This window comes from Dactylosporangium sp. CA-139066, assembly GCF_050936175.1.
GTDB lineage: Bacteria > Actinomycetota > Actinomycetes > Mycobacteriales > Micromonosporaceae > Dactylosporangium.
The window spans coordinates 1040647-1066439 of record NZ_JBNJNH010000001.1 but is presented as its reverse complement, the minus strand read 5'-3'; the positions used below and the strand labels follow the sequence as shown (position 1 = coordinate 1066439).

General features: G+C 73.6%; 20 protein-coding genes. 12 read left to right on the top strand and 8 right to left on the bottom strand.

Annotated elements, in window-relative coordinates:
- Positions 1-13: 13 nt before the first annotated feature.
- A complete protein-coding gene (locus ACQEVU_RS05050; protein ID WP_433321223.1) occupies positions 14-1213 on the top strand; it encodes an MFS transporter in 1200 nt (399 codons plus the stop codon).
- Between the two features lie 62 nt (positions 1214-1275).
- Here ACQEVU_RS05050 and ACQEVU_RS05045 read toward each other — a convergent pair whose 3' ends face one another.
- The 3 genes from ACQEVU_RS05045 to ACQEVU_RS05035 form a co-directional block, all read right to left on the bottom strand.
- The gene (locus ACQEVU_RS05045; protein ID WP_433321222.1) at positions 1276-2196 is read right to left on the bottom strand and encodes a hypothetical protein; all 921 of its coding nucleotides are present in this window, start codon (positions 2194-2196) and stop codon (positions 1276-1278) included.
- Positions 2193-2864 (bottom strand): HAD family hydrolase, encoded by a 672-nt coding sequence (locus tag ACQEVU_RS05040; RefSeq protein ID WP_433321219.1) that lies wholly within the window; start codon positions 2862-2864, stop codon positions 2193-2195. Before ACQEVU_RS05040 ends, ACQEVU_RS05045 begins: the two co-directional genes overlap by 4 nt.
- Positions 2865-2955: 91 nt before the next feature.
- The gene (locus ACQEVU_RS05035; RefSeq protein WP_433321216.1) at positions 2956-3882 is read right to left on the bottom strand and encodes a TIGR01777 family oxidoreductase; all 927 of its coding nucleotides are present in this window, start codon (positions 3880-3882) and stop codon (positions 2956-2958) included.
- 214 nt (positions 3883-4096) lie between these two features.
- On the opposite strand from ACQEVU_RS05035, the gene ACQEVU_RS05030 reads away from it, so the two are divergent.
- The gene (locus ACQEVU_RS05030) at positions 4097-5437 is read left to right on the top strand and encodes a DUF2786 domain-containing protein (RefSeq protein ID WP_433321213.1); all 1341 of its coding nucleotides are present in this window, start codon (positions 4097-4099) and stop codon (positions 5435-5437) included.
- Between the two features lie 268 nt (positions 5438-5705).
- Positions 5706-6401 carry a hypothetical protein gene (locus tag ACQEVU_RS05025; RefSeq protein WP_433321210.1) on the top strand — a complete coding sequence of 232 codons (696 nt, stop codon included), beginning with the start codon at positions 5706-5708 and terminating at the stop codon, positions 6399-6401.
- 67 nt (positions 6402-6468) lie between these two features.
- On the opposite strand, the gene ACQEVU_RS05020 is transcribed toward ACQEVU_RS05025, so the two are convergent.
- The 4 genes from ACQEVU_RS05020 to ACQEVU_RS05005 all read right to left on the bottom strand — a co-directional run bounded on the left by ACQEVU_RS05020 (position 6469) and on the right by ACQEVU_RS05005 (position 16987).
- Entirely contained in the window at positions 6469-9663 is a 3195-nt protein-coding gene (locus tag ACQEVU_RS05020) for a discoidin domain-containing protein (RefSeq protein WP_433321207.1), read from the bottom strand.
- Between the two features lie 349 nt (positions 9664-10012).
- Positions 10013-11029, bottom strand: a complete 1017-nt coding sequence (locus ACQEVU_RS05015) for an SDR family oxidoreductase (RefSeq protein WP_433321205.1) — start codon at positions 11027-11029, stop codon at positions 10013-10015.
- A 102-nt stretch (positions 11030-11131) separates the two neighbouring features.
- Complete coding sequence (locus ACQEVU_RS05010; protein ID WP_433321202.1) at positions 11132-14296, bottom strand: hypothetical protein; 3165 nt, start codon at positions 14294-14296, stop codon at positions 11132-11134.
- A 75-nt stretch (positions 14297-14371) separates the two neighbouring features.
- On the bottom strand, positions 14372-16987 hold the full coding sequence (locus ACQEVU_RS05005; RefSeq protein WP_433321200.1) for a CHAT domain-containing protein: 2616 nt from the start codon (positions 16985-16987) through the stop codon (positions 14372-14374).
- A 96-nt stretch (positions 16988-17083) separates the two neighbouring features.
- Between ACQEVU_RS05005 and ACQEVU_RS05000 the strand changes: the two genes are divergently transcribed.
- Positions 17084-18253: a S8 family peptidase gene (locus tag ACQEVU_RS05000; protein WP_433321197.1), complete on the top strand. Its 1170-nt coding sequence runs from the start codon at positions 17084-17086 to the stop codon at positions 18251-18253.
- Positions 18254-18349: 96 nt separating this feature from the next.
- Here ACQEVU_RS05000 and ACQEVU_RS04995 read toward each other — a convergent pair whose 3' ends face one another.
- Positions 18350-18598, bottom strand: coding sequence for a hypothetical protein (locus tag ACQEVU_RS04995; protein ID WP_433321194.1), 249 nt, complete (start codon positions 18596-18598; stop codon positions 18350-18352).
- A 49-nt stretch (positions 18599-18647) separates the two neighbouring features.
- Here ACQEVU_RS04995 and ACQEVU_RS04990 point away from each other — a divergent pair, with 49 nt between their 5' ends.
- The 8 genes from ACQEVU_RS04990 to ACQEVU_RS04955 all read left to right on the top strand — a co-directional run bounded on the left by ACQEVU_RS04990 (position 18648) and on the right by ACQEVU_RS04955 (position 25789).
- The gene (locus tag ACQEVU_RS04990; protein WP_433321192.1) at positions 18648-20222 is read left to right on the top strand and encodes a protein kinase domain-containing protein; all 1575 of its coding nucleotides are present in this window, start codon (positions 18648-18650) and stop codon (positions 20220-20222) included.
- 31 nt (positions 20223-20253) lie between these two features.
- Complete coding sequence (locus ACQEVU_RS04985; RefSeq protein ID WP_433321189.1) at positions 20254-20523, top strand: hypothetical protein; 270 nt, start codon at positions 20254-20256, stop codon at positions 20521-20523.
- Between the two features lie 16 nt (positions 20524-20539).
- Positions 20540-21010, top strand: coding sequence for a hypothetical protein (locus ACQEVU_RS04980; protein ID WP_433321186.1), 471 nt, complete (start codon positions 20540-20542; stop codon positions 21008-21010).
- Positions 21007-21969: a hypothetical protein gene (locus ACQEVU_RS04975; RefSeq protein ID WP_433321183.1), complete on the top strand. Its 963-nt coding sequence runs from the start codon at positions 21007-21009 to the stop codon at positions 21967-21969. Before ACQEVU_RS04980 ends, ACQEVU_RS04975 begins: the two co-directional genes overlap by 4 nt.
- Before the next feature lie 64 nt (positions 21970-22033).
- The gene (locus ACQEVU_RS04970; RefSeq protein WP_433321180.1) at positions 22034-23098 is read left to right on the top strand and encodes a hypothetical protein; all 1065 of its coding nucleotides are present in this window, start codon (positions 22034-22036) and stop codon (positions 23096-23098) included.
- Between the two features lie 93 nt (positions 23099-23191).
- Positions 23192-23968: an ABC transporter permease gene (locus tag ACQEVU_RS04965; RefSeq protein WP_433321177.1), complete on the top strand. Its 777-nt coding sequence runs from the start codon at positions 23192-23194 to the stop codon at positions 23966-23968.
- A complete protein-coding gene (locus ACQEVU_RS04960) occupies positions 23961-24869 on the top strand; it encodes an ABC transporter permease (protein WP_433321174.1) in 909 nt (302 codons plus the stop codon). The genes ACQEVU_RS04965 and ACQEVU_RS04960 overlap by 8 nt, the downstream gene beginning before the upstream one ends.
- Complete coding sequence (locus ACQEVU_RS04955) at positions 24866-25789, top strand: ABC transporter ATP-binding protein (RefSeq protein ID WP_433321171.1); 924 nt, start codon at positions 24866-24868, stop codon at positions 25787-25789. Before ACQEVU_RS04960 ends, ACQEVU_RS04955 begins: the two co-directional genes overlap by 4 nt.
- The last annotated feature ends 4 nt before the right edge of the window (positions 25790-25793 follow it).

Here is a 25793-nt window from a genome sequence, read left to right as displayed (position 1 = left end):
CTTTCATCGATGGATGAGGCGGCTGCTGGCGCTTCCGGCGGCGCGCATCTACCTGATCGGGCAGGTCGTGTCGCTGCTGGGCGACCTGACGCTGTGGCTGGCCACCGGGATCTGGGTCAAGTCGCTGACCGGCAGCAACGCCGCGGCCGGCCTGGTCTTCTTCTGCTTCACCGCGCCGGCGCTGCTCGGGCCGCTCGCCGGCGCGCTGGTCGACCGGTTCCGGCGGCGCCCGCTGCTCATCGCGGCCAACGCCGCGGCCGCCCTGGCCGTCCTGCCGCTGCTCGCCGTGGACGGCCCCGGACGCATCTGGCTGGTGTACGTCTCGATGCTGCTCAGCGGCGCGGTGTACACCCTGCTCGCCCCGGCCCAGTCGGCCCTGCTGGCCGCGATCGTCCCGGACGAGCTGCTGGCCGACGCCAACGGGCTGCTGCGCACCGCGCAGGAGACGCTGCGCCTCGTCGGGCCGCTGCTGGGCGCCGGGCTGTTCGTGCTCGCCGGCCCGCGGGCCGCCGTGGCGCTTGATGCCGCCACGTTTGCCGTACCAATTGCGTGCCTGATGCTGATGCGGCTGACCGAGGCGCGCCCGCGGCCCGTCCCCGGCGACGGCGGCGGGCTGCGGTTCATCGCGCGCACCCCGCGACTGCGCGCGGTCGTCGTCGGGGCCGCGGTGGCGCTGTGCGTGTTCGGGTTGAGCGAGACCACGATCTTCGCGGTCGCGTCGCTGGGCCTGCACCACTCCCCCGCGTTCGTCGGCGTGCTGGCCGCCGTCCAGGGCGCCGGCGCGCTGCTGGGCGGCCCGGTCGCGGCCACGCTGGCCCGCCGCGTCGGCGAGGCCCGGCTGATGGCCGCGGGCATGGTGGCCGGCGCCGCCGGGGCCCTGCTGCAGATGACGCCGTCCGCCGCGGGTGTACTGCCCGGGTCCGCCCTGTTCGGCGTGGCCCTGCCGTGGATCGCGGTCGGCTTCACCACGCGGCTGCAGCGCGCGACGCCCGACCGGCTGCGGGGCCGTGTGTTCGCCGTCGCCACCACCATCGTGACCGTGCCGCAGACCGCCTCGATCGCGCTCGGCGCCGCGCTGATCACGGTCGCCGGCTACCGGCTCCTGCTCGCCGCGATCGCGGCCGTGCTCGTGGCCGTCGCCGCCGCCCTGGCGCGTCAGCCCGACGACGAGGCCCGCTCGACCCTCGAGCGGATGCCGTCGATCACGACCTGAAGGCCGCGCTCGCGACCCGCACCAACTCGGACATGACGCAGGGCATCATCGACCGCTGACCGCTACCCCATGACCCGGGCGCCGTACATCGTGGCGACCGACAGCAGCGCCCGGGCCGTCCGCGCCCGCTTCAGGTCGGCCACGCTCAGCGCCCGCCAGTCCGTCGGCAGCCCGTGCAACTGGGCGACCGTCATCGGCAGCGCGGCCAGGCTCAGCCGGGTCAGGTCGGCGGCGTGCGCGGCCGCGACCCGCTGCGTCAGGCTGCGCACGAACCACATCCACCGCCAGACCCACTCGTCGCGCGACCACACGGCGGCGTCGGCGGCCCGGTCCAGCAGCCAGATCTCCAGCGCCGCCCACTCCGCCGCCCGCTGCGGCTCCCGGAACCGCAGCGCCGGCAGCGGATGCAGCAGCGACACCCACCACTCCGCGGCCTCCGCGCTGTCCGGCACCCGGTCGACCAGCCAGTCGGCCCGCTCGGTTCGCGTCAGCGGCAGCAGGTCCTCCAGGCTCGCGCACACGGCCCGCCACCGCGCCTCCGGCAGGGCCCGCAGCTCGGGCACGGGCCACACGGGCGCCGCGATCGCCACCGCGACCCCGCCCTCGGCGGTGAGCGTCGCCCCGCTGACGGGGGCCCGCAGCGTGACGTCCGGCGCCCCGGGCCGCCCGCCCGGCAGGGGTACCAGGCTCTGGCCCACCCGCCGCAGCTCCTCGTGCAGCTCCTCGAGGCGCACCTTCTCCACGAACCGGTCCGCGCGCACCACGAGGAACCGGCCCACCCACGGCTCGTCGGGCCCCAGCCGCTCGTAGTGCACCTCGACGGTGCCGAAGTCGCGGTACATCCCGTCGCCGCCCGCATGCTCGCCGTACTCCGCGCCGAGCGTCGCCATGAGCGCATGGATCGGCGCATCGGCGCTCAGCCCGCGCACCCGCCCGGTGGCCAGCGCCTCCACGCACATCTCGAGCGGCGACTCCCCGTTCATGGCGTCGCCACCCCGGCCGCTTCAGCGTCGATCCCGGCGCCGGCCAGCGTGTCGAACGCGGCGGCGATGTGGTCGGCGACCGCGTCCGGGCCCGGATCACCGTGTTCCCAGGCCCGCCCCCGGTGCAGCCAGACCGTGCGCAGCCCCGCGGCGCGCGCCCCGCCGACGTCGCGCGTCGGGCAGTCGCCGATCATCCAGGCCGAGGCGGTGAGCCGCTCCCCGCACCGCTGGGCCGCCGCCGCGAACATCCGCCGGTCGGGCTTGGCCGCCCCGACCTCCTCGGAGACGGCGACCGCGTCGACGTGGGCGTCCAGGCCGGTGCGGCGCAGCTTGGCCCACTGCTGCGCGGTCGCCCCGTTGGTGGCCACGGCGACCTTCCAGCCGGCGGTGCGCAGGGCTTCGAGCTTCCGTGGTACCGCCGGATCGACCTCGACCCGCTCCACCAGCTCGGCCCGCAGCCGCGCGACCGGCACCCGCACGCCGTAGCGCTCGAGGATGGCGGCCACCAGGCGCTCGCGCGGGGTGTACCCGTCGCCGTCGGCCCGTTCGAGCCAGTCGACCGCGTCCGGCCCCAGCTCGCGCGCGGCGGCGAAGCCCTCCGCCCACCGCCGGAAGGCCGCCGCCCGGTCGATGAGCGTGTTGTCGAGATCGAAGATCGCCAGCGCCACGCCGCCGATCGTACGCACCCGCGCAAAACCCCGCCCGGCGATCACGAACGCCGGTTCGCCGGGTGCGATCAGTCGATGTGGAAGCTCTCTACTACAGAATGTCGCGCAGGGCCGGGACGAGGTCCGGGTGCTCGAACTCGAAGCCCGCGTCCAGCAGCCGGCCCGGGATGCAGCGGCGGCCCGTCAGCGCCAGCGCCGGATCCGTACGCAGCAGCCAGGCGCCCATGCGAACCAGTGGCGCCGGCGGGGACACCAGCGCCGGCCGGTGCAGCACCTCGCGCAGCGCGGACATGAACTCGGCGTTGCGGACGGGATTGGGTCCGGTCAGGTGGACGACGCCGGCCAGCGAGGAGTCGTCCAGGGTCCGGCGCACCGCGGCCAGCACGTCATGGATGTGAATCCAGCTCACCCACTGGCGGCCCGTCCCGATCCGGCCGCCCAGGCCCCACCGCGCCAGTCCGGCCAGGCGCCGCAGCGCCGGCGAGCCGCGGTCCAGGACGATGCCCAGGCGCAGCACGACCTGGCGGGTGTCCTCGACGATCGCGCGCTGGAACGTGGCCGCATCGGCCAGCGACGCCGCCGCCTCCCAGGCGCGCGCCACCCCGGCCATCTGCGGCGGCCCGTCGGCGACCGGCGCCGACTCGTCGATCTCCGTCTCGCCGCCGTCGCCGTAGATGGCCAGGGTGCTGGCCTGCAGCCACACCCGCGGCGGCTCGCTCAGCACCGCGGCCGCCTCGACCAGCGCGTACGTCGGGCGGACCCGCGACAGGCGCAGCAGCTCGACGTTGGCGCGGGTCGGGCGGCGGTCGACGAGCTCGCCGGCCAGGTTGATGACGGCGGCGCCGGCGAGCTCGTCCGCCCAGTCCTCGACGGTGGCCCCGTCCCATTCGATCTGGCGGTACGGCAGATCGGCCCGGGCACGGCGGGTCAGGAGCACGATCTCGTGGTCGCGGCCGGCCAGATCGGCCGCGATCCGGCGCCCAAGTGAGCCACCACCCCCGGCCAGCACGATCTTCACGCCGATTTTCTACCAGTTCGCGAATCTCGTAAGACACGACCCGGCCGAAGGAGCAACCAAGCCGAAACACATTGGCCCGGCCCCGCACCGCCACGCCACGGCGCGCGGCTTGTGCTCTGATCAGTCGCCCGGCGGGGCATAAATCCGACAAGTCGTGGCGCGCAGCGCCCGACTTGTCGCAAAAGCCCAGCGACGCCACGAAGGTGTACGGACGGTGGCCGAGGCGCACGGCGTCAGCGCGGCCCAGGTCCGGATCGCGTGGACGCTGCACCAGGGCGGGCACGTGCTCGCGATCCCGGGCACCGGCGACCCGGCGCACCGCTGTACGCGTACGAGCCCGCAAAAGTCGCCAAGTAGCCTTGGCGCGGTGAACAGCGAGCGCCGGCGGCAGATCGACGCGATCGTCCGGGGCGCGGTGGCGTACGAGGACGGTCTCGACATGCTCGCCGTGGCCCCCGCCGCCGAGGTCGACCCGGCGATGTTCGCCGCCGTGACCGAGGCCGCCGCCCGGCTGTTCAAGGGCGGCTGGCAGCCGGCCGAGCTGCACCGGACCGTGGTCCGCCGCGGCGGCACCGACCGGCCCGTGCTGGGCCACGCTGTCGTCGACGCCGTCGCCGCCCACCTGCGGGACTTCAAGCGCCGGGAGGTCGACGAGCGCTGGCTGGCGCAGGCCGACGAGCTCGGCGCGGCGGCGTGGTGGAAGAGCGACGCGGCGTACGTGACGGAGCTCACCGCCCGCCGCCGCCTCGACCGGGTCTCCGCCCTCGACGACCTGCTCGGCCTGCTGGTCGTGCTCGCCGAGCTGCCGGCGATCGAGGTGATCGTCCCGCCGCCGGGCACGGCGCCGCGGCGGGTCACGGCGGCGGCCCGGGTGGACGAGCGGCTCCTGGACCGGGTGCGGGCGCTGCTGGCCAAGGCGGAGTCGACGGGGTACCCGGCCGAGGCCGAGACCTACACCGCCAAGGCGCAGGAGCTCATCGCCCGCCACTCGATCGACGAGGCGCTGCTCGCTGAGCTTTCCGACCGCGACGGGCCGCACGCGAAGGTTGTGCCGTTCGCCCGGCGGATCGGCGTGGACCACCCGTACGAGGGCGAGAAGGCGTCGCTGCTCAGCGCCGTCGCCGAGGCGAACCGGTGCCACACCGTGTGGTCGCCGGACTACGGGTTCACCACGGTGTTCGGGTTCGATGCGGACATCGACGCGGTCGACCTGCTGTACACCTCGCTGCTCGTGCAGGCGAACCGCGCGATGGCGCGGGACGAGCCGCCCGGGGGCAAGGCCGGGCGGGCGCGGCTGCGGGCGTTCCGCCAGTCGTTCCTCGTCGCCTACGCGGTGCGCATCGGCGAGCGGCTGGCCCGCGCCGCCGAGGCCGCCGTCGAGGCCGCCCCGCAGGCCGCGGACCTGCTGCCCGTGCTGCGCTCCCGCGACGAGCAGGTGCGCGAGACGATGCTGCGGGTGTTCCCGCGCACCGTGCGCGGGCGCGGGAGCCGGGTCGACAGCCGCGAGGGCTGGGAGTCCGGCCGCGAGGCGGCGGACCGCGCCACGCTGGCCTAGCGCCTGTTTCATTACTGAGGCGGGGCTGCGGCCGGCCCAGATTCCGCCTGGCGGCGTCCCGCGAAAGCCGGGTTACAACACCGGTAGCCAGGCTTCCGCGGGCCACCGCCAGACGAAATCTGGACTCGGCCTCGCTCCCACCCCAGTAATGAAACAGGCGCTAGACCCGCACGGCGATCGATGTCTGCCCGAATGACGGACGCTGTCCGGCCCCGTGGCGTTTTAGTGTGCTCCGTCATGCTTTTGTCGCACTACGGGGAGTAACCTCATGCGCCTCACTGTCCCGGCCGGTCAGGTCGCGGCCGGTCAGCTGCCGCAAATCTGCCCGCGCCACGGCGAGCAGCCGATCGAGATGAAGCGGGTGCGGCTGGTGTCGAAGCCGCCGCCGTGGTCCTACGCACTGATCCTCGGGGGCGGCATCCTGTTCGCCATCGTGGTGTCCGCCGTGCGCAAGCGGGTGGATGCGCCGGCCTGGCCGTGGTGCGCGCAGTGCAAGGCGGCCCGCCAGCGCAACGCCCTCATCGGCCTGGGCGTGCTCGCCCTCGGCATCCTGCTGTTCATCATCGGCGTCGGGATGGGCGACGACGGCGGGTTCCTGGCCCTGATCGGCTTCTTCGCGTTCATCGCCGGCCTGATCGTGGCGCTGCGCAGCAACCCGCAGGTCGTCACGACCGCGTCCGTGTCGCAGGACGGCAACTTCGTCGAGATCGTCAAGGGCGACGAGCGCTTCGCCCAGGCCCTGCAGCAGTTCGGCCAGCCGGCCGCGCCGGCGCAGCAGCCCGGCATGTGGGGCTACGGCACGGCGCCGCAGCAGCCGCTGCCGTACCAGCCGCAGCCGCAGGGCTACCCGCAGCAGGGCTACGCGCAGCCGCAGCCCCAGGGCTACCCGCAGCAGGGCTACGCCCAGCCGCAGCCGCAGGGCTACCCGCAGCAGCAACAGCAGCAGTACCCGCCGCGCTACTGAGCGATAGAGCGGGCCGCGCACTCCGCCATTTGGTGTGCGCGGCCCGCCTCCCCCGCCCTCAGGGGGTCTACGGGGTCGTCGTCCACACGAAGGTGGCGCTCGACCCGGTGCTGGCGGTGACGGTCACGGTGCTGGTGCCGGCCGCGGTGGCCGCGCCCGAGATGACGCCCGCCGAGCTGATGGACAGGCCGGCCGGGAGGCCGGTCGCCGTGTACGTCGCCCCGGCCGCGCCGAAGGCCCACGAGACCGCCTTGCCGACCGGGCTGCTCATCCCGTACGGGTTGGGCAGCAGGTTCGACGGGACGGTCGCCGCGGTCACGGCCAGGTTGCCGGACAGCGGCAGGTTGCGGGACGAATTCCCAACCATGATCTGGTACGTCCCGGCGGCGGTCGTCCACGCATTGCTGGACGTGTTCCAGTACGCGAGATCCTTCTGCGTCACCGTGAACGTGACCGTCGTCGACGCGCCCGGGTTCAGCGTGACGCGCTGGAAGCCCTTGAGCGAGCGCGGGGGCTCGCCCACGGCCGCCGGCGCCCCGACGTACAGCTGCACGACCTCGGTGCCGGCCCGGCTGCCGGTGTTGGTGACGGTCGCGGTGACCGTCGCCTTGCCGTTGTTCAGCGCCCCGACCTGCAGGTTGGAGAAGCCGAACGAGGTGTACGACAGACCGTAGCCGAACGGGTACAGCGGCGCGATGTTCTGGCTGTCGTACCAGCGGTAGCCGACCTTGAGCGCCTCGGAGTACTGCACCTGGTTGTTCGCGCCGGGCCACTGCGCCGCGGTGTGCGCCGGGACGTCGGCGAGGCTCTTCGGGAAGCTGACCGGCAGCTTGCCCGACGGGTTGGCGTCGCCGAAGAGCAGCGCCGCGGTCGCCGTGCCGACCTGCTGGCCGGCGTAGAAGCCCTCGAACACGCCCGCCACCTGGTCCAGCCACGGCATGGTGGTCGCGGAGTTGGTGTGCAGCACCACGATCGTGCGGGGGTTGGCCGCGGCGACCTGGCTGATCAGCGAGTTGTACGTGCCCGGCAGGTCGATCGTGGTCTGGTCGGAGCCCTCGTTGCCGTAGTTGTTGCTGGCGAACACGATCGCGACGTCGGACGAGCGGGCGAGGCTGACCGCGTTGGCGATGTTCGTCCCGTCGTTGTACGTCACCGTCGTCCCTGTCCCCTGCACACGGTTCTGGATCCCGGTCAGCGGCCAGACGGTGCCCGAGCTGGTGGCGGTCGCGCTGCCGCCGCCGACGCTCTGAACCCCGGCTCCCCCGTCGACGCCCAGCACGGCGATGGAGTGCGTCGTGGAGGTGGACAGCGGCAGGATGCCGTTGTTCTTCAGCAGGACGGTGCCCTCCTCGGCGCCGCGGCGGGCGACGTCGATGTGCGCGGCGGTGCTGACGTTCGCGCTCGGCGAGCCGGACCTGGGCTTGTCGAACAGGCCGAAGGCGAACATCGGGGTCAGCACGCGGGTCACCATGAGGTCCAGCTGCGCCGCGCTGACCTGGCCGTTGGCGACGGCCTGGCGCAGGAAGTCGGCGTAGAAGTACCCGCCGGGCATCTCCATCGTCATGCCGTTGTTCGCGGCCGGGACGGTGGAGTGCGCCGCGCCCCAGTCGGACGTGACGAACCCGCCGAAGCCGGCCTGCTGGTACAGCGCCGTGTTGAGCAGGTACGCGTGGTCGCAGTCGTAGACGCCGTTCACGGTCGAGTAGCCGCACATGATGCTGGCGGTCGCCCCCTGCGTGACCGCCGCCTGGAACCCGGGCAGATAGATCTCCTGCAGCGTGCGCGTGTCCACGATGGCGTTGTCGGCCGGCCCGTTGCGGTTGGTCTCCTGGTTGTACACCGCCGCGTGCTTGGCCTGGGCCATCACGCCCTGGCTCTGGATGCCGCGGATGTCCGCCGCCGTCATCTGGCTCGTCAGGTACGGGTCCTCGCTGAACGTCTCGAACGCCCGCCCCCAGCGCGGGTCGCGCACGATGTTGAGCGTCGGCCCGAGCGCGACGTTGGCCCCCTTGCCGGCGAACTCGGCGCCGATGGCCGCGCCGTACTCCTGCTCCAGCCCCGGGTCGAACGTCGCCGCCGACGTCACGGCCGAGGGCATCTGCGTGACGCCGCCCATGCCGTCGCCGACGCCGCCGGGCCCGTCCTGGAAGCCCATGTCGGGGATGCACAGCGACGGGATGCCGGTCAGGTTCCCGATGTACGGCGAGGAGGCGCCGTTGCCGTGCAGGATCGAGATCTTCTGGTCGGTCGTCATCCGGCTCAGCAGCTGGCTGACCCGCGTCGCGACGGGCGCCGTCGAGCCGACCCACGGGCAGCCCGCCGGTTGCGAGGTCGGCGGCGTGCTGGTCGTCGGCGGCGCGCCGATGACGTGCACCTCCATCTCCCACAGCGAGTACCCGTACTGCGTCGCCCGCGCCGTGCCGTTCATCCGCACGTACCGCGCGCTGCCGCTGACGTTGATCGTCTGCGTACCGCCGGTGCCGGTCGTCGTCGAGTACGCGTTCGTCCAGCTGGTGCCGTTCGTCGACAGCTGGATCTGGAACGCGGTGGCGTACGCCGCCTCCCACTGCAGCACCACCTGGCACACCTGGGCCGTCCCGCCCAGGTCGACCTGCAGCCACTGCGGGTCGGCGAACGCGCTCGACCAGCGCGTGCCGGCGTTGCCGTCCACCGCGCTCGCCGCCGGCGTGCCCGCGTTCTCCGACGAGGACGCCGTGGCCGTGCGGTTCAGAGCCGCGTTCGTGCTACCGCAGGTGCCGGCCCCCGTCTCGCCGTACACCTGGAACTCCCAGAGCGAGTAGCCGTATGCCGTGGCCCGGGCGGTCCCGTACATGCGCACGTAGCGCCCGGACCCGCTGACGTTGAGCGTCTGCGTGCCCCCGGTCCCGGTCGTCGTGCTGTAGATGTTGGTCCAGGCGGCGCCGTCGCCGGAGACCTGGATCTGGAACGCGGTCGCGTACGCCGCCTCCCACTGCAGCACGACCTGGCTGATCGTGGCCGTCGCACCGAGATCGACCTGGATCCACTGGGGGTCGGAGAACGCGCTCGACCAGCGCGTGCCGGCGTTGCCGTCGACCGCGCTCGCGGCGGGCGTCCCGGCGTTCTCGGTCGAGGAGGCGGTGGCGGTCTTGCCTTGCGAAAGCAGCTGCGTGGCGGCGGACGCGGTCAGGGCGGTGACCACGAGATAGCCCGCCACCAGCGCGGCAACGGTGAGCGGCACCAACGTCCGAACGCGGCGCCGCAGTTTCTGGGCAGCGAACATGAAGACCTCTTGGCGGAGAGGACAAGCGCCCTTCGGGTGAGAGAGCGCTCTCTGCAGAGTTCTCCTTTGCTAGGCCCACTGTCAAGGGAGCGAACAGAATCTATTCGGAGAGCGCTCTCCGAGCCGTTTCACCTCCGGTCAGGCCTGGGGACGGATATGTCGGGCGCTGGCGCGCCCGACATATCCGACATTTCGTATTTTTCTGGCTCGCGCGGCGATTGCGGTCTTCACTGCTTTCGTCAGTCTTGTCCCGGTGCTCATCAGCGGAGGGCCGGGACGCCCTCGGCGGTCAGCGCGCGCACACCACCGCATCGCCCGCTCAACCGCCGCCGGTGGATCGCGGCCGGGTTCAGCGGCGGCGGGCGATGGCGACGCCGGCGGCGAGTGCGGCCAGGCCGGCACCGGCCGCCGCGGCGATCAAGCCGTGGTGATGCGAGGCCCACAGCTGCGGCGCCCGGCGGGCCGATCGGTCGTCGAACACCCCGTGCGCACCGAAGTCAGCATCCTCGTCGGCCGGCTCCCACAGATTGCGCGGCTGCCGCGGGTCGCGCCGCTGCGGCGTCTGCTGCGAGTCGTACCCGGTCCGCGCGAGGTACCGGTCCAGCAGCCCCGGCATGAACTTGTCCGCGATCAGGGTCCCGACCGTCGAGGCGCCGACCCAGTACTCGCGGCGCCCCGGATGATCGGCCGCGTACACGACGGACCGCGCCGCGACCTCCGGCTGGTAGATCGGCGGCACCGGCTGCGCCCGCCGCCCGAGCCGCGACAGCACCCAGCTGAACTGCGGCGTGTTGACGGCCGGCATCTGCACCATCGTGACGTGCACGTTGCGCTTGTCGTGCAGCAGCTCGGTGCGCAACGACTCGTTGAAGCCCTGGATCGCGTGCTTGGCCCCGCAGTACGCGCTCTGCAGCGGAATCCCGCGGTACGCCAGCGCCGACCCGACCTGCACGACCACCCCACGGTCGCGCGGCAACATCCGCGTGAGCGCGGCGCGCGTGCCGTAGACGTAGCCGAGGTACGACACCTCGGTCACGCGCCGGAACTCGTCCGGCTCGATCTCCATGAACGGCGCGAACACCGACGTGAACGCGTTGTTGACCCACACGTCGATCGCCCCGAGCTCGTGCTCGACCCGGTCCGCCGCCGCGTCGACCGCCCGCTGGTCGGCCACGTCGACCTCGATCGGCAGCGCCGTACCGCCGAGCCGCTCCACCTCGTCGGCGGCCGCTTTCAGCCCGGCCTCCCCGCGCGCCAGCAGCCCGACGGCGGCCCCGCGCCGCGCGAACTCCCGCGCGACGGCCCGCCCGATCCCGCCGCTGGCCCCGGTGACGACAACGACCTGGCGCACGCCCTGATGCCTCATGCCGAAGGCATACCCGCCCCCGGACCACACCAACCACGCGCCGCAAAGGGACCGCTCATCGGACGATGCGAACGGGCTCGCAGAGCCGTCACTGACCGGACCCTATCGGTCGTTGCTCGGCGGCGGGCGGTCGGAGCGCGTCGCGGCCGGCAGGGCGGCGACCGGCCCGAAGAAGCGCGCGCGGGCCGCCCGCTGCGGGCTGGGGCCGGCCGCCGGCGTGGACGGTGACAGGTCGGAGAGAGACGATCCCGCCGGGAGCGGGGTGCGCGGCGCGATCGGGGTGTGGCCCGACCGCCGGCGGCGGCGCAGCGACAGCAGGGCGGCGAGCGCGATCAGGGCGACGCCGAACAGGGCCGCGGCCGTGGGCAGGTACGTCGGGATGCCCAGGTACACGGTGATGCCCAGGATCCGCGACAGCCCCCACGGCAGCAGCGCCATCTGGTCGTTCCACATCGTCAGGGCGCGCTCCAGGCCGATCGCGGCGACCAGGCCGCCGAGCAGCGCGAGCGGAACGCCCATCGCGGTGAGCAGCACGGCCGCGGTGCGGCGGCGGGGCAGGGAGTAGCGGTCGCGCAGGACGAGGCCCACGGCGACGAAGAGCCAGGCGAAGGCGGCGAAGGCCACGCAGATGTACGCCGAGCGCCGCACCGGGTCGGTCCAGAACGCGAACCAGTAGCCGCCGGGGCCGCGGGTGACCAGGGCGGCCAGCAGGATCACGGTGCGCAGCAGGGCCACGCCCCCGATCGCCGCCCACAGGTGGAACGCGTCACGGCGGCCGGCCAGCGCGCGGGCGGTGAGCGCGAACAGCAGCCAGCCACCGAGCGACACCACGAGGTGCGCGGGCGCTGCGAACCACGTGTAGACCAGCCGGGACAAGACGAGCGCGGCGGCGGGCACGGCGACGACGAGGATGCGGTCGAGGATGCCCGGCACCGGGGCGAGGTCGGCCAGGCGCCAGGGGCGGGTGGCGCCGACCCACAGCGCGCGCAGGCCGGTGGAGCGGCCGACCGCGCCGAGCAGCAGCAGGAACATGACCAGGCCGAGCAGGATGCGGGCGAACAGCGCCATCCGCGGGTCGCTGTCCGCGCGGACGGCGCCGATGTCGGCCGCCGTGAAGTTGTACGCCGGCAGGTCCACGTCGCCGCCGTAGCGCGAGAGGTGCGCGTCGCGGGCGGCACGGTACTGCGTCTCGGCATCCTTCCACGCCGTGCGCGCGGTCGCCGAGCCGGCGTCGAGCCACTGGGCGTGCCGCAGCACCATGGTCCGATAGGCGCCGAGGGTGCGGAACAGGTCGGTCTCGTAGGCCAGGGTGTCGACCAGCCGGGCCCGCAGCGTCGCGTCGCGCCACGTCGCCGGGTCGGTGGCGGCGATCGTCTCCTGCATCGAGGCGGCCAGGGCCACGGCCCGGTCGCCCTCGGCGATGGTCTCCTCGAGGCGGTCGCGGCTGACGGCGTAGATGCTGTCGAGCGCGGCGGAGTCGCCGGTGACGATGTCCCACTCGAAGATCCACATCATCGGCGGCGGCTCGAGGCCGAGCGCCTTGACCCTGTTGTCGGCGTACGGACCCAGGTAGAGGCCCTTCGTCACCGCCTCGCGGGACATCGCCATCATGCGGCAGATCGCGACGACGGTGGCGGGGTCGTCGGAGAAGGTCTGGCGCGCCCAGTCGGCGGTGATGCGCGCCGCCGGCGTCGACGGGTCCCAGGCGAGGCGGCCCAGGGCGTAGGAGTTGAGGTCGTACAGCTGCCAGAACCCGGAGCGCAGCAGCAGCGTCATCGGCCCGGCGCGCAGCGGCCCGCCGTCCTGGGTCCACGTCCACACGCCCTCGACGTGCGGGTTGGCGGCGAGGAAGCGCTGCAGGGCCTGCTGGTGCAGGCCGGTGAGGTCGTTGGGCAGCGAGCCGAACGCCTCGAACTCGCGCCGCGACTGGAACTCCACGATCCGCCGCTGGTCGCCGACCTCGAGCGTGCTGTTGAACGGCAGGTGGCTGTAGAAGTCGCCGAGCGAGTACTTCGTCGAGACGATCAGGTGCGGGTCGTCGAGGCCGCCGAGGACCTGCCGGTAGGCGTCCGGGTCGGTGTGCAGGTCGCCGACCGCGCCGACGCCGACGGTCCACGTGCGGAAGATGACGTCGCGGCCGGTGTCGCCGGCCGTCTTCAGCAGCGCCGTCAGCATCGCCCGCACGGCCGCCGGCGTGGTGACCGCGATCCGCGAGGAGTAGTCCCAGCCGGCCTGCTTGTAGATGTCGCCGCCCTCGCCGACGCGCACCATGAGGCCGCTGACGAACGGCAGGCTCTGGAACAGCTCGGCCAGGCCGGTGGAGTACACCTGCCAGAATTGCGGATCCTCGACCTTCAGGCCGCCGAAGGTCTGCTCGACGTACCGCTGCAGAGGCGGCGACACCGTGAGCATGTCGGTCAGCATGTAGACGCGCATGCCCATGTCGGCGGCGTAGCGGAACACGGGCCCAAAGGCCGCGGTGAGCGCCTCGGCGCGGGCGATGTGCGAGTCGCCGGCGGGGTAGATCGTGTGGCCGTCGCCGACGCCGGAGAACGTCACGTATTCGAGGAAGCCGGGCACGACCACGCCGTTGTACCCCTGGGCGAGCGCGTGGTCGACGAACTGGTGGAACTCGCGCGAGATGCGCTCGACGGCGATGGGATCGACCCAGGGCACCTGGGGCAGCAGCGCGCTGCCGACGACGTCGGTGTTGAGCGAGTAGTCGGTGCCGGCGGCGAACGCGGCCACGTCGGGCTCGCGGCCGACCGAGCCGGCATCGGTCAGGCGCAGGCCGAGGCGGGACGTGATGACCTCGCCGTTCAGCTCGCCGGGCAGCGGCGGCTCGCCGGAGCGGATCCGGTCGGCGAGCGCGTAGAGCCCGGCCGCGGCGCCGGCGTCGTCGCCGCCGGTGAGCGTGAGCGGGGCGTCCAGCCGGTACGACCCGGCGGGCACGGACGCGTCGATGCGCACCTGCAGGTCGGCCGGGGCCTCGGTGCCGATGAGCGGGCGCGGGGCGCCGCGGCCGACCGCCGCGTCGGAGAGGGCCGTCGCGGCCAGGTTGAGCCGGGGCGACGACGGCACCGCGATCGAGCCGAGCGTGAACGGCGCCGGCGGGCCGACGTCGGCGACCGTCGAGCGCTCGACGGGGATGGACGCGCGGTCGAAATGCAGGCCCAGCGCCCCGCCGACACCCACCGCCACGAGCGCGCCCAGCACCAGCAGCGCCACGAGGGTGGCGAGCGGGAGGCGTGCACGGCGTCGGGTCACGGGCGTCATCGTAGGACCGGGCACCGACAAATTCCGAGAGTGATCGCGGACCGTTCACTGTCTGCGGTCGATCGATCACCCTGCGCCGAAGCACACGAAACTGTCGGTGCTCGCCCGGTCGCGCAAATCGGCCTCGGCCTGCGCGTTCGCCAGTGCCGCGGCCGGAGCGAGACCCTTCGCGAGGTGCGCGTAGAAGGCGCGCATGAGGTGCCGCGTCGCGCCGTCGTCGACCGGCCCGGTGGAGGCGATCACGGTCGCGGTGCCCATGTTGAGCAGCGCCGCGACCAGCCCCATCAGCTCGTCGCCGGGGTGAACGGCGGACAGGCCGGTGTCGCAGCCGGAGAGCACGAGCAGGTGCGGCGGGCGGCGCAGCGCGGTGAGGTCGTACACCGTGAGCTGCCCGTCGGCGAGCATCAGGAACGAGAAGAGCGGGTTGTCGACGCGGAACTCCCCGTGCGAGGCGATGTGCCCGATCGCCGCGCCGTCGAGGGCCGCGAGCACGGGCGCGACGCGCGCCTGCTCGCCGGAGAGGACCACGGCACCGGGGCGGCTCTCGGCGATCTCGCGCACCTCGTCGGCGGCCTGCTCCGCCGACGGGGCCCCGACCAGCACGAGGTCGCCCTCCGTAGTCGCCTCATTGGCGCAGCGCAACCAAATCGTCGCGGACGGCGCAACGGTCAGCGAGCGACCGCGGAGTCGGGGTAGCATCCCCCACGGCAGCGCGTGCAGGGCACCGGTGGGCACAAGGACCAGCGGCCCGTCGCCGAGCAGGTCGGCGATCGGGCTGAGCAGAAGCCGGTCGAGCACCTCAGCGCGCCGCCCGAGTCGCTCGCCACCTGCGGCGTGGCCCAGCACCTGGTTGTGCAGGGCAAACCTCAGCGACTCCAGCTCTGCTCGCACCGCATTGATCTCGCCGATGATGCGATGCGTGACCCTGCGTCCGCGCACCACGAGGGCATGCAGGCGCCCGTCGATATCCAGCAGCTCGACGAGCACCCGCTCCCCCAGCGCCGACGCCAACACAGGGACCGAAAACTCCACAGCGTGAGGGGATGAGCCCGGCGCCCGCCAAGACCGGCGGCGAATCTCGGCCTCCAGCACGCGCTGCCGGCGCAGCAGCCGGCTGGTGCGCTGAGGACCGGTGGGCGCCGCGGCCAGTTCCCCGTTGATCCGCCGAAGCTCGGTCAGGTGCCGGGCCACGACCGGGTCGGTCGACGGATGCGTGGGCGGTAGCGTCAGGGCGGCGGCGCGGCACCGCTGGGCCGACACGAGCGCCGTCGCCGGGCCGCCGTGCTGGAGGGCGAGCCGCAACCGCAGACCGGCCAGGGCCACGGTCTCCGCGCTCCCCCGCACCCGCAGCTCGGTCGCGCCGAGGCTCGCGCGGTAGGCGTCGGCCTGGCGCAGCCCGGAGGTGGCGGCGCGGATCGACTCGGTGACCGCGCCTGAGGCCAGCTCCAGCCGGGCGCGGATGTGCCACCAGCGGACCCGCAGCGGCGCCGGGCCCAGCTTGGCCGCGGCGCCGGCCTCGGTGAGCAGTTCGCGGGCGGTGTAGAGCTCGCCGAGGTCGACGGCGAGCTGGGCGGCGTCGAGCAGGGCGTCCCAGCCCGGCTGCAACCAGCCCGCCTCCAGCAGATGGGCGGCGACGGTGCGCAGGTCGCGCAGGGTGCCGCGGTTGGCCTTGCCGAGCGCGACGACGGCGGCGAGCTCGGCCACCCGGGCACGGGCGCTCCACACGCTGCGCCCCTGCCGCTGGAAGACCCGGCGGGCGGCCGCCGCCGCCGTCTTCGACTCGGCCGGCGTCCCGGCCGCGAGACAGTGCCGGGCGAGCGTGAGGTGAGCCTGGCCGAGCACCGAATCGAGGTGGCCGTCGGTGCAGGCATCGATGGCGGCCCGGATGGCGGCGTCGGCCTCCGGCAGCAGCCGCACCGACAGCAGCAGGTCGGCCCGGTCCAGCAGGCTCACCGCGTCGACCCCGGTGCTCCACAGCCGGTCGTGGGCCCGGTCGTAGCGGGCCAGTGCGGTGGGCACGTCGCCGGCCTGGGCCGCCACGAAGCCGAGGTTGTGCTCCACCTGCGCCGCGGCGGTGGCCATGCCGAGCCGGTTGTAGAGCGTCTGCGCGGCGCGCAGGTCGATCTCGGCCTGCTTGAGGTTGCCGCGGAAGCCGTGCAGGACGCCCCGATTCGTCAGGGTTCGCGCCTCCCACACCTGGTCGCCGGACTCACGGAACGCGCGGAGCGCCCAGCGGTACAGCTCCATCGCCTGCCGGTCGAAACCGAGCCGCCACAGAATCAGCGCCCGCTGCATGATCGCCCGCGCCCGCCGGTGCCCGTGCAGCTCAGCGATCGCGCGGTCGATCTCCTTGAGTGCGGCTCTCGTCCGGCCGAGGTCCTCAAGGATCAGCGCGTGACTCATCCGCGCCTCGGCCTCGTGGACCTTGAGCCCGTGCCGGCGGGCGACGGTCATCGAGGCGCGCAGGTGCTGCGCGGCCCCGCCGGCGTCGTGACGGGCGCGGGCCACCAGACCGAGGGCGCGCAACGCCACCGCCTCCCGGCCGGGGTCGCCGTCGCGGCGGGCATCGCGCAAAGCCGACTCAGCCAGGTGTTTGGCCTTAACGGGGTCGGCCATGACAATCGGGAGCAGCCGCTGTGCCAAGTCCTCGTCGGCGGTGGGGAGCACGGATGCTGCCGTCATAGTTGCATCCTGTCAAAGGCTCGGATGTGTATCACGGAGTCCGGATCGCGACTCATGTCACCGGCCTCATAGTTGATCCTTCTTGGGGGAGCACTGATGTCCGTACCGATTGATCGTTACCGGCGGTGGGAGCAGGCCCGCAACGCCAGCCTGTCCAATCTGCCGTGGTTGCGCAGCGAAGTACAGTCCGGCCGCCCGGTGCGCTACGTCGCCGACGAGATCCTCGTCTCCGACGACGGCGCCGGGATCGCGCACCGCACCCTCAACGGCCTGGGGCACCGGGCCGCCGACATCACCGAGGACGAGCCGCACCGCGGGCTGCGGCGGATCAAGGCCCGCGGGCTCGATGTCGCGGCCGCCGTCCGCCAGCTGCGGGGGCAGCTGCCGAACGCCGTCGTGGGCCCGAACCACGTGTTCCTGTCGACCCCGCACACGCACGGCGGCCCCTACGGCCCGCCCGTGTCGGCGGCCGCGCCGCCGTCCAAGCTCGCCCCTTCGGCGGAGGGCCCGTCGTCCGTGCGGGTCGTTGTGATGGACACCGGGGTGTACGTCAACAGCCCGCTCCCGGCCGGCTGCTACTCGGCCACGGCCGAGAACATCGAGACCGTCCTCGACGGCGACAACAACGGCGAGCTCGACTCGGACGTCGGGCACGCGAATTTCATCGCCGGCGTCGTGGTGCAGGCGACCGACGCCGCGCAGATCCGCATCGTGAAGGTGCTCGACAGCTTCGGCGTGTGCACCGAGGCCGACCTGGCCGCCGCGATCAGCGGGCTCACCGACGTCGACGTGCTGAACCTGTCGCTGGGCGGGTTCTCGGTGGGCGACCAGCCGCCGGCGGTCCTGGCCGCGGCGCTGTCGACCTTCCTGTCCGGCACCGGGCGCGTCGTCGTCGCGGCGGCCGGCAACGACGGCATCCAGGACCGGCCGTTCTGGCCGGCGGCGTTCACGGCGAGCGGCTCGCCGTGGGCTGCGCAGGTCCTCGCGGTGGCCGCGCACGACGGCAACGCGGTCTGCGACTGGAGCAACCGCGGGCCGTGGGTGAGCCTGGTGGCACCGGGCGCGGACGTCGTCAGCACGTTCATCAACCACCCCAGCTTCGCGTCGGGCTGGGCGGCGTGGAGCGGCACCTCGTTCGCGACGCCCAGGGTCGTCGCGGCGCTGGTCGAGCGGGTCGCCGCGGCCGGTTCGGTGCAGGCGGCGGCCGAGCAGGTCCGCTCGGAGGCCGCGCAGCAGCCCATCGGCGGCTTCCCGTCGCTGCGCTGACCGGCGAGGCAGCGCATCGGGCGCTGCGGCGGCGGATCGCCGTCGCGGCGCCCGGCGCGACACAATAGAGCGGCTCATTGCACACGGGAGGCTGCTCTAAGCGCGCAGGAAGTCGTCGTGGCACTCGGTGCCGCGCTGTTGTTGTGCGGAATTCTCGCGAAGCGTCTCTGGGCTGGCGCCGCCGGTGCTGCTGCTGGCCGGGGGCACCCTGCTCGGGCTCGCGCCGGCGCTGTCCGGGGTGCGGTACTCCGGCAGCTGCAGAGCAAGCTCGACATCGACGAGGTTCGACTCGCGGGCACCTATACGGCAGAGTGAATCGTCCGTTTTACCGACCGCCGAACCCACCGCGGGCATGCTGGGATGTCCTTTTAACGGCAGTGGGCGGGGTCGGATCTTGAAGACGCTGGTGGACCGGTACCGGCTGGACTACGCGATCGGTGCGGGCGGCCTTGGCATCGTGTGGCGGGCCCGTGACCTGCAGCGACAGTGCACGGTCGCGATCAAGGAGGTGCGGCTGGCGGAGGCGCTCGCGCCGGCGGAGCGCGCCGCGCTGGCCGGCCGGGCGACCCGCGAGGCCGAGGCCGCCGCCAGGTTGCGGCACCCGGCGATCGTCACGGTCCATGAGGTGGTACTCCACGACGAGCTTCCCTGGATCGTCATGGACCTCGTCGAGGGTCGTTCGCTCGACGAGCGCGTGCGCGCCGACGGTCCGCTCCCGCCGGCGGAGGCCGCCGAGCTCGGCCTGACCCTGCTCGAGGCGCTCGGCGCCGCCCACGCCGCGGGGGTCGTGCACGGCGATGTGAAGCCCGCCAACGTGCTGATCGGGCCGGACGGGGCCGCGCTGCTCACGGATTTCACGCTGGCCGCCACGATCGGTGACGGCGTGCCGCTCGGCGATCCCGCGTACATCGCGCCCGAACGGCGGCGCAACGGCGAAGGCGGGCCCGGCTCGGACCTGTTCTCGCTCGGAGCGACGCTCGCGTTCGCCGCCACGGGGCGCGATCCCATGATGGGGGCGGAGGGCGACGGGCCGCTGGACGCCGCGGTCAGGGCGCTCATGAACGGCGACCCGAAAGCGCGGCCATCGGCCCGGGCCGCCCGCAACGCGCTGCTCGTGGCGGCAGGTCGCGAGCCGGAGGAGGACGACGCCCCGCCGCCGCCGGAGAAGGAAAGGGCGGCCGCCGCGGACCAATCCGACGCCGCGGACGAGACCAGCTCCGCCGCGGAAACGCGAGCCCCGGATGCGGACGGCGGGCCGGTTGTGGAAGCCGCGCTGCGCCCCGAGATACCGAGCGCGGACGCTCAGGTGGATGCGTACCCGCCGGCGAGCGAGGACGGCGAGCGGACCGGAGCGCTGCTCGCGGTGGCGATGCGGGAGATGCCGGTCAAGCGCAGGCGGCGACCGGGGATCAAGACCGCGGTCCTCGTGGGCGTGGTCATTCTCGCGCTGCTGATCGGGATCGGCACCCTCGGCCGCAACGGCGGCACCCCGTCCGAGGCCGCCCAGGGCGCGCCGGCCACCTCGCCGAGCACGGGCTCGGACTCGCCCCCGCCGACCCCGGCGGCCGCCGACGTCGCGCCGCCGAGCGCGTCCACCTCGGTTTCCACGAGCGCCTCGGCGACGAAGCCGGCGAGGACGAAGACCACGACCGCGGCGCCCAAGGCGGCCGTGCTGTCGGCGAAGATCGAGACGGATCCGGCGCGGTACACGGGGGCGTGCACGATCGCCGACCTCGAGATCCAGGTGACGATCACGATCACGGTGAACCAGCCGGGGACGAAGGTGACGTACACGGCGACGGGGCGCGGGACCCGGACGGTGACGACCACCGGCAGCACGTACACCACTACGTACAGTGTCCCGATCGACAACTCGCGGCGGCGGGAGGTCCCGTTCGGCCTGAGCGTGACCAGCCCGTCCACGGCGAGCGACGCGACGGTGGTCACCAACGACTGCGCCAGGTCCTAGAAAACCCTTCGTGTTCGTCTAGGATTCCTGCGTGCCGATCGACGGGCGAGCCCGACAGGACCGCGCCCGCCGCACGGTCGGCGCCATCACCCTGTGCACATCCTCCATCACGTACTTAGCCGTCGGCAAAGACACCACCCGAGCCGCGGCGGCACCGGCGAACGCGAACCACGGCGACAGGGGCGGCAACGGCGAGGTGCTGATGCTGGACATCGCCAAGCGCACGGTGGACATCCGGGTCGAGACGACCGAGCCGAGCCGGACCACGTCCCGCACAACGCGTTCACGATCGACTGCATGAGCGTCAAGGGGTGAGCATGGACGAGAACGACATCACGCGCGACGGTCTGCCCCGGTTCATCTACGGGGAGTACACCGGCGAGATGCCGCTGCCGCCGCGACCCGAGCCCGACGGGGACGACGACGCGCCGCCGGCCAAGATGGACCGGCAGACGATGATCCTGCTCGGCAGCGGCGGCCTCGCGCTGGTGCTCATCATCGGGCTCGTGGTGGCGGCGCTGGTCATCGGCGGCGGCGCGAACGAGAGCCCGGCGGCGGCCAACCAGGAGTCGGCGACGCCGTCCGCGACCGCGGCGCCGGTCGCGCCGGTGGAGGACTCGCCGGAGCCGACGAAGTCGTGGGCGCTGCAGACCGACATCGGGCACCAGGCCGAGCCGACGGCCACGAAGGCGACGCCCACCAACAAGCCGGGGGAAAACATCACGACGCGCCCGGGGCCGCCGAAGCCGACGCTGACCGTCAAGCCGCGGCCGAGCAGGCACGGGTGACGCTGGAGCCGTCCGGGTCACCCGGCGCGCCCGGACCCGACGAGCCGCCCTCGACTCCCGAACCGCCCCGCCGGCGTGGGCGGCACGCCCACCGAGAGCCGGACGAACCGTCGAGCCCGCCGGCCACCGACCCGATCGGCGAGCCGACGGTGCCGCCACCGCCGCCCACCGTGCCGCCACCGCCGGCCGTCCCGCTCGGCGGGGCCGCGTTCGGGGCGGCAGGCGCACCGGTGGGGGCCGGCGCATCGCCGGAGCGGGCGACCGACCTGCCCGGCGGGCTGAGGTTCGCGGACCCGAGCGACATCGCCGGCACCGGGCCCGGTACAGATGAGGAGCGCGGCGGTGGCGGGCTCGGGTTCGGCGGGGCGCCCGCGTTTCCGGAGCCGCCGTCCGAGGGCATCTCCCGCCGGTCGATCGCGCTGCTGGCCGCGGGCGGTCTTGCCATCATCGCGATCGCGGCGCTGCTGGTCGCCGCGCTCAGCACCGGCGACGCCGCGCCGCGGCGCAATGCGGCCGGGCCCGAGACGCCCGCGCCGGTCATCCCGGTGAGTACCGACTCGCCGACGATGGGGGCGCCGAGCGCGTCGCCGTCGAGCGCATCGCCGCGGCCCAGCGTGTCGAAGACGTCGGCGCGGCCGTCCCCGTCGCCGTCGGCCGATGGCGGGGCGCGGGTGCTGTCGGTCAGCGTGACCGCCGACCCGGCGCAGTTCGACTCCTGCCGCGGAACCCTGACGACGCGGCTCACGGTTCGGATGACGTTGAGCCAGCCGGGGCTGCCCGTGCGGTACACCATCAACGAGTCGATGACCGTCCGCAGAACGGCGAGCGGCACCTCGTTCAGCGAGACCACGAAGGTGTACGTCGCCGCGAGCCGAGGGGAGCACCAGGTCCGCATCGCCGTGTCGGCGCCGAGTGCGGCGACCGCGACGACCACCGTGGCCGTCGACTGCGGGAGATGAATGTTCGTGAATCGCGCACGATTGGTTACCATCGATGTACCAACCGTGACGGGATCGATCGGCCATGCTCACCGGACGTCGCCTGCTCGTGCACTGCTCGGCCAACCAGGCCCTGCGCTGCGCCCCGATCGCGCGGCGGGCGCACGGCGGGCTGGTGATCTCGCCGTACCGCCACGATGAGGCCGGGCTGCTCGCCACCGCCGCGTTCCTGGTGCGCCAGCAGGGGTTCGACGCGCCGCTGCTGCTCGACGCCGCGCGGTACGCCGGCGTCAACCGCCTGCCGGCCAGCGCCCCGTTCAACCCGAGGTGGCTGCGCCGCCAGCGGGAGCTCGGGCTGCCGGTGCTCACCGACTCCGGATACGTCGACAGCGGGGACGAGTCCGGGCTGGTCAGCATCCTGCACCGCGCGATGGCCGTGCCCGGCGCGATCGCCGTGCTGCCCCTGCACACCGCGTGGCTGCGCGACCGCCTGCACCTGACCACGCTGACCGGGCACGTCCGCGACGCCGGGGTGCCGATCGCGCTGGTGATCGAGGCGCACCGCGACCCGTTCGGCCTGCCCGGATGCGTTGCGGGGCTGCTGGAGGTGCTCGGCTGCGGCGTGCCGACGCTGCTGCTGCGCTCCGACCTGTCTGCGCTCGGCGCGCTCTGCCACGGCGCGGTCGCGGCCGCCGTCGGCACGGTGGGCGCGCTGCGGCACCTCGCGCCCCGCGAGGCCGTGGGTGGCCGGCCGCCGCCGGGGCCCCGCCCGCCGTCGACGATCTTCAAGCCCACGATGTCGTACCGCAGAATCAGCGCGATCCAGCGCGGAAGACGCGGACATCCGGATGCCCGGCTGTGGGCGTGCGACTGCCCGGTCTGCGACGGCCGGGAGCTCGACTGGATGGCCGGGCTGGGCGAGCGCGATCGCGAGGTACCGGCCTTCGAGCACGCCGCCGCGGTCCTGTTCGCGCTGCGGGACGAGCTGCTCGGCGACGACGTGCCCCTGCACCGCGCGGCCCGCAGCTGGACGGCCCGCTGCACCGACGCCGCGTACCGCGAACGCGAGCTGCGCTGGCCGGCCACCCCGATGCTGCGTCACTGGCGCGAGACCGCCCCGGCCCCGGCCGACCTGCCGCTGGCGGGATGACGTACCCCGATCGGGAAATTCGGTGCCGGGTGGGCCGGGCGAACGGATATGGTGACCGGTCCGAACCCGGCGCCGACTCGACGGAGCAGACCCGTGTACGCGACCCTGTTCGTCCTGGGCTTCCGCCGGTTCTCGGCGTACCGGACGGCGGCGATCGCGGGCGCCTTCACCAACTGCGTCTTCGGGCTCATCCGCTCGGCCATCCTCATGGCCGTCATCGGCACCGCCGGCGGGGCGCTCGCCGGGTACGACCGGGTCACCGCCGCCACCTACGTATGGCTGGGCCAGGCGCTCGTCGGGTCGGTCAACCTCTTCTACTGGAACGAGATCGCGCAGCGCATCCGCACCGGCGACATCGCCGTCGACCTGGCCCGCCCCGCCGACCCGATGCTGTCCTACCTCGCCGCCGACCTCGGGCGGGCCGCGTTCACGCTGCTGCTGCGCGGGCTGCCGCAGCTCGCCGTCGGGGCGGTGATCACCGGGCTGGCGCTGCCGCACACGCCGGTGCCGTACGCGCTGGGGCTGGCCAGCGTGGCGCTGGCGACCGCGCTGTCGTTCGCCTGCCGGTGGCTGGTGAACCTCTCCGCGTTCTGGCTGCTGGACCTGCGGGGGCCGATGACGCTGTACCTCGTGGTGTCCAGCGTCCTGTGCGGGCTGGTCGTGCCCGTGCACTGGTTCCCGCCCTGGCTGGCCACGGTGGCGGCCGCGACGCCGTTTCCGTCGATGCTGCAGGCCCCGATCGACGTGATCATGGGCCGGTCGGGCTGGGAGACCCTGGCGGTGCAGGCGCTCTGGTTCATCGGGCTGCTGGTCGCGGGCCGGGCCGTGTTCGCGCTCGGCGCGCGGAGGCTGGTGATCCAGGGTGGCTGAGCGACAAGCGGACCGGCTCAGCCCCGCCGGCCATGAGCAGGCGAACGCCGCCGGTCAGGGCGGACCGCGGGCCGGCGGGCCTGAGCGGCCGGGCCGCGGGCGGGTGGGCGGGCTGCGGCCGTACGCGGTCGTCGCGCGCATGCACGTCCGGGCGCAGACGGCGTACCGGGGGTCGTTCGCGATCGAGCTCGTCGCGAGCGTCGGGGTGACGATCAGCGGGATCTGCGAGCTGTACGTCGTGTTCGCCAACGTGTCGGCGCTGGGCGGGCTGACGCTTCGGGCGGCGCTGCTGGTGTTCGCGCTCGGGCACGTGTCGTTCAGCCTCGCCGACCTGTTCTTCGGGCATCTGGACACGCTGCCGACGTACCTGCGCTCGGGCGCCTTCGACGCGTTCCTGCTGCGCCCGCTGCCGGTGCTGCCCCAGCTCGTGAGCGCGGAGCTGTCGTTGCGGCGGTTAGGCCGTACCGCTGCCGGTTCGCTCGTCGCCGCGGCGGTCCTGGCCAGGATCGGGATCCGCTGGACCCCGGCGGGCGTGGGGCTGGTGGCGCTGACCGTCCTGTGTGGAGCGGCGATCTTCGCCGCGCTGTTCACGACCGCCGCCGCGGTGCAGTTCTGGCTGGTCGACGGGGCCGAGGTGACGGCGTCGTTCGTCTACGGTGGACAGTACGCGGCCCAGTTCCCGGCCAGCATCTACCCCGGGCCGCTGCGGGTGCTGTTCACGTTCGTCGTGCCGTCGGCGTTCGTGGCCTACCTGCCCGCGATGACGCTGCTGGGCCGGACGGCGCCCGGCGTTCCACAGTGGATCGGCTGGTGCACGCCGCTGGCCGCCGCCGGCGCGTGGGCGATCGCGCTGCTCGGCTGGCGCGCCGGCCTGCGCCACTACACAGGGACGGGCTCATGATCATCGAGGTGTCGGGGCTGCGGCGGCTCTTCAAGAAGGTCGTCGCCGTCGACGGGCTGACGTTCGCGGTCGAGCGGGGCACCGCCGTCGGGTACATCGGGGCGAACGGCGCCGGCAAGTCCACGACGATCAAGATGCTGACCGGGATCCTGCGCCCGAGCGCCGGCACGGTGCGCACGTGCGGCCTGGACCCGCTGCGCCAGCGCCGCCGGCTGGCCCGCCGCATCGGGGTGGTGTTCGGCCAGCGCAGCCAACTGTGGTGGGACCTGCCGCTGCGCGACTCGTACCGCGCGCTGGGCGCGATCCACGGCCTCGACCACCGCCCGCGCCTGGCGGAGCTCGGCGAGCGGCTCGACCTGACGTCCTTTCTGGACACTCCGGTACGTCAGCTGTCCCTCGGCCAGCGCATCCGAGGCGAGGTGGCGGCCGCCCTGCTGCACTCCCCCGAGCTGCTGGTCCTCGACGAGCCGACGATCGGCCTGGACGTGCTGAGCAAGGAGCGGCTGCGGGCGTTCCTGGTCGAGCAGCGGGCCGCCTTCGGTACGAGCCTCCTGCTGGCCACGCACGACATGGGCGACGTGCGCCGCCTCACCGAGCGCATCCTGCTCGTCGACCACGGCCGGCTGGCGTTCGACGGCACGCTCGGCGGCCTGGCCCGCCAGGTCGGCGCCGAGCGGATCCTGGTGCTGGACCTCGCCGAGCCCGCCCCGCCGCTGGACGCCGTCCCCGGCACGCGCCTCGTCGGCGTCGAGGCCGGCGGCCTGCGCCAGCGCCTGTCGTTCGCGCCGGGCACGACGACGGTCGCCGCGATCCTGGCCGCGGTCGCCGAGTCGGCGCAGTTGCACGACCTGACGATCGAGGAGCCGGACATCGAGGGCGTCATCCGGCAGCTGTACGCCGGGAGCCCGTCATCCTCGTAGCCCG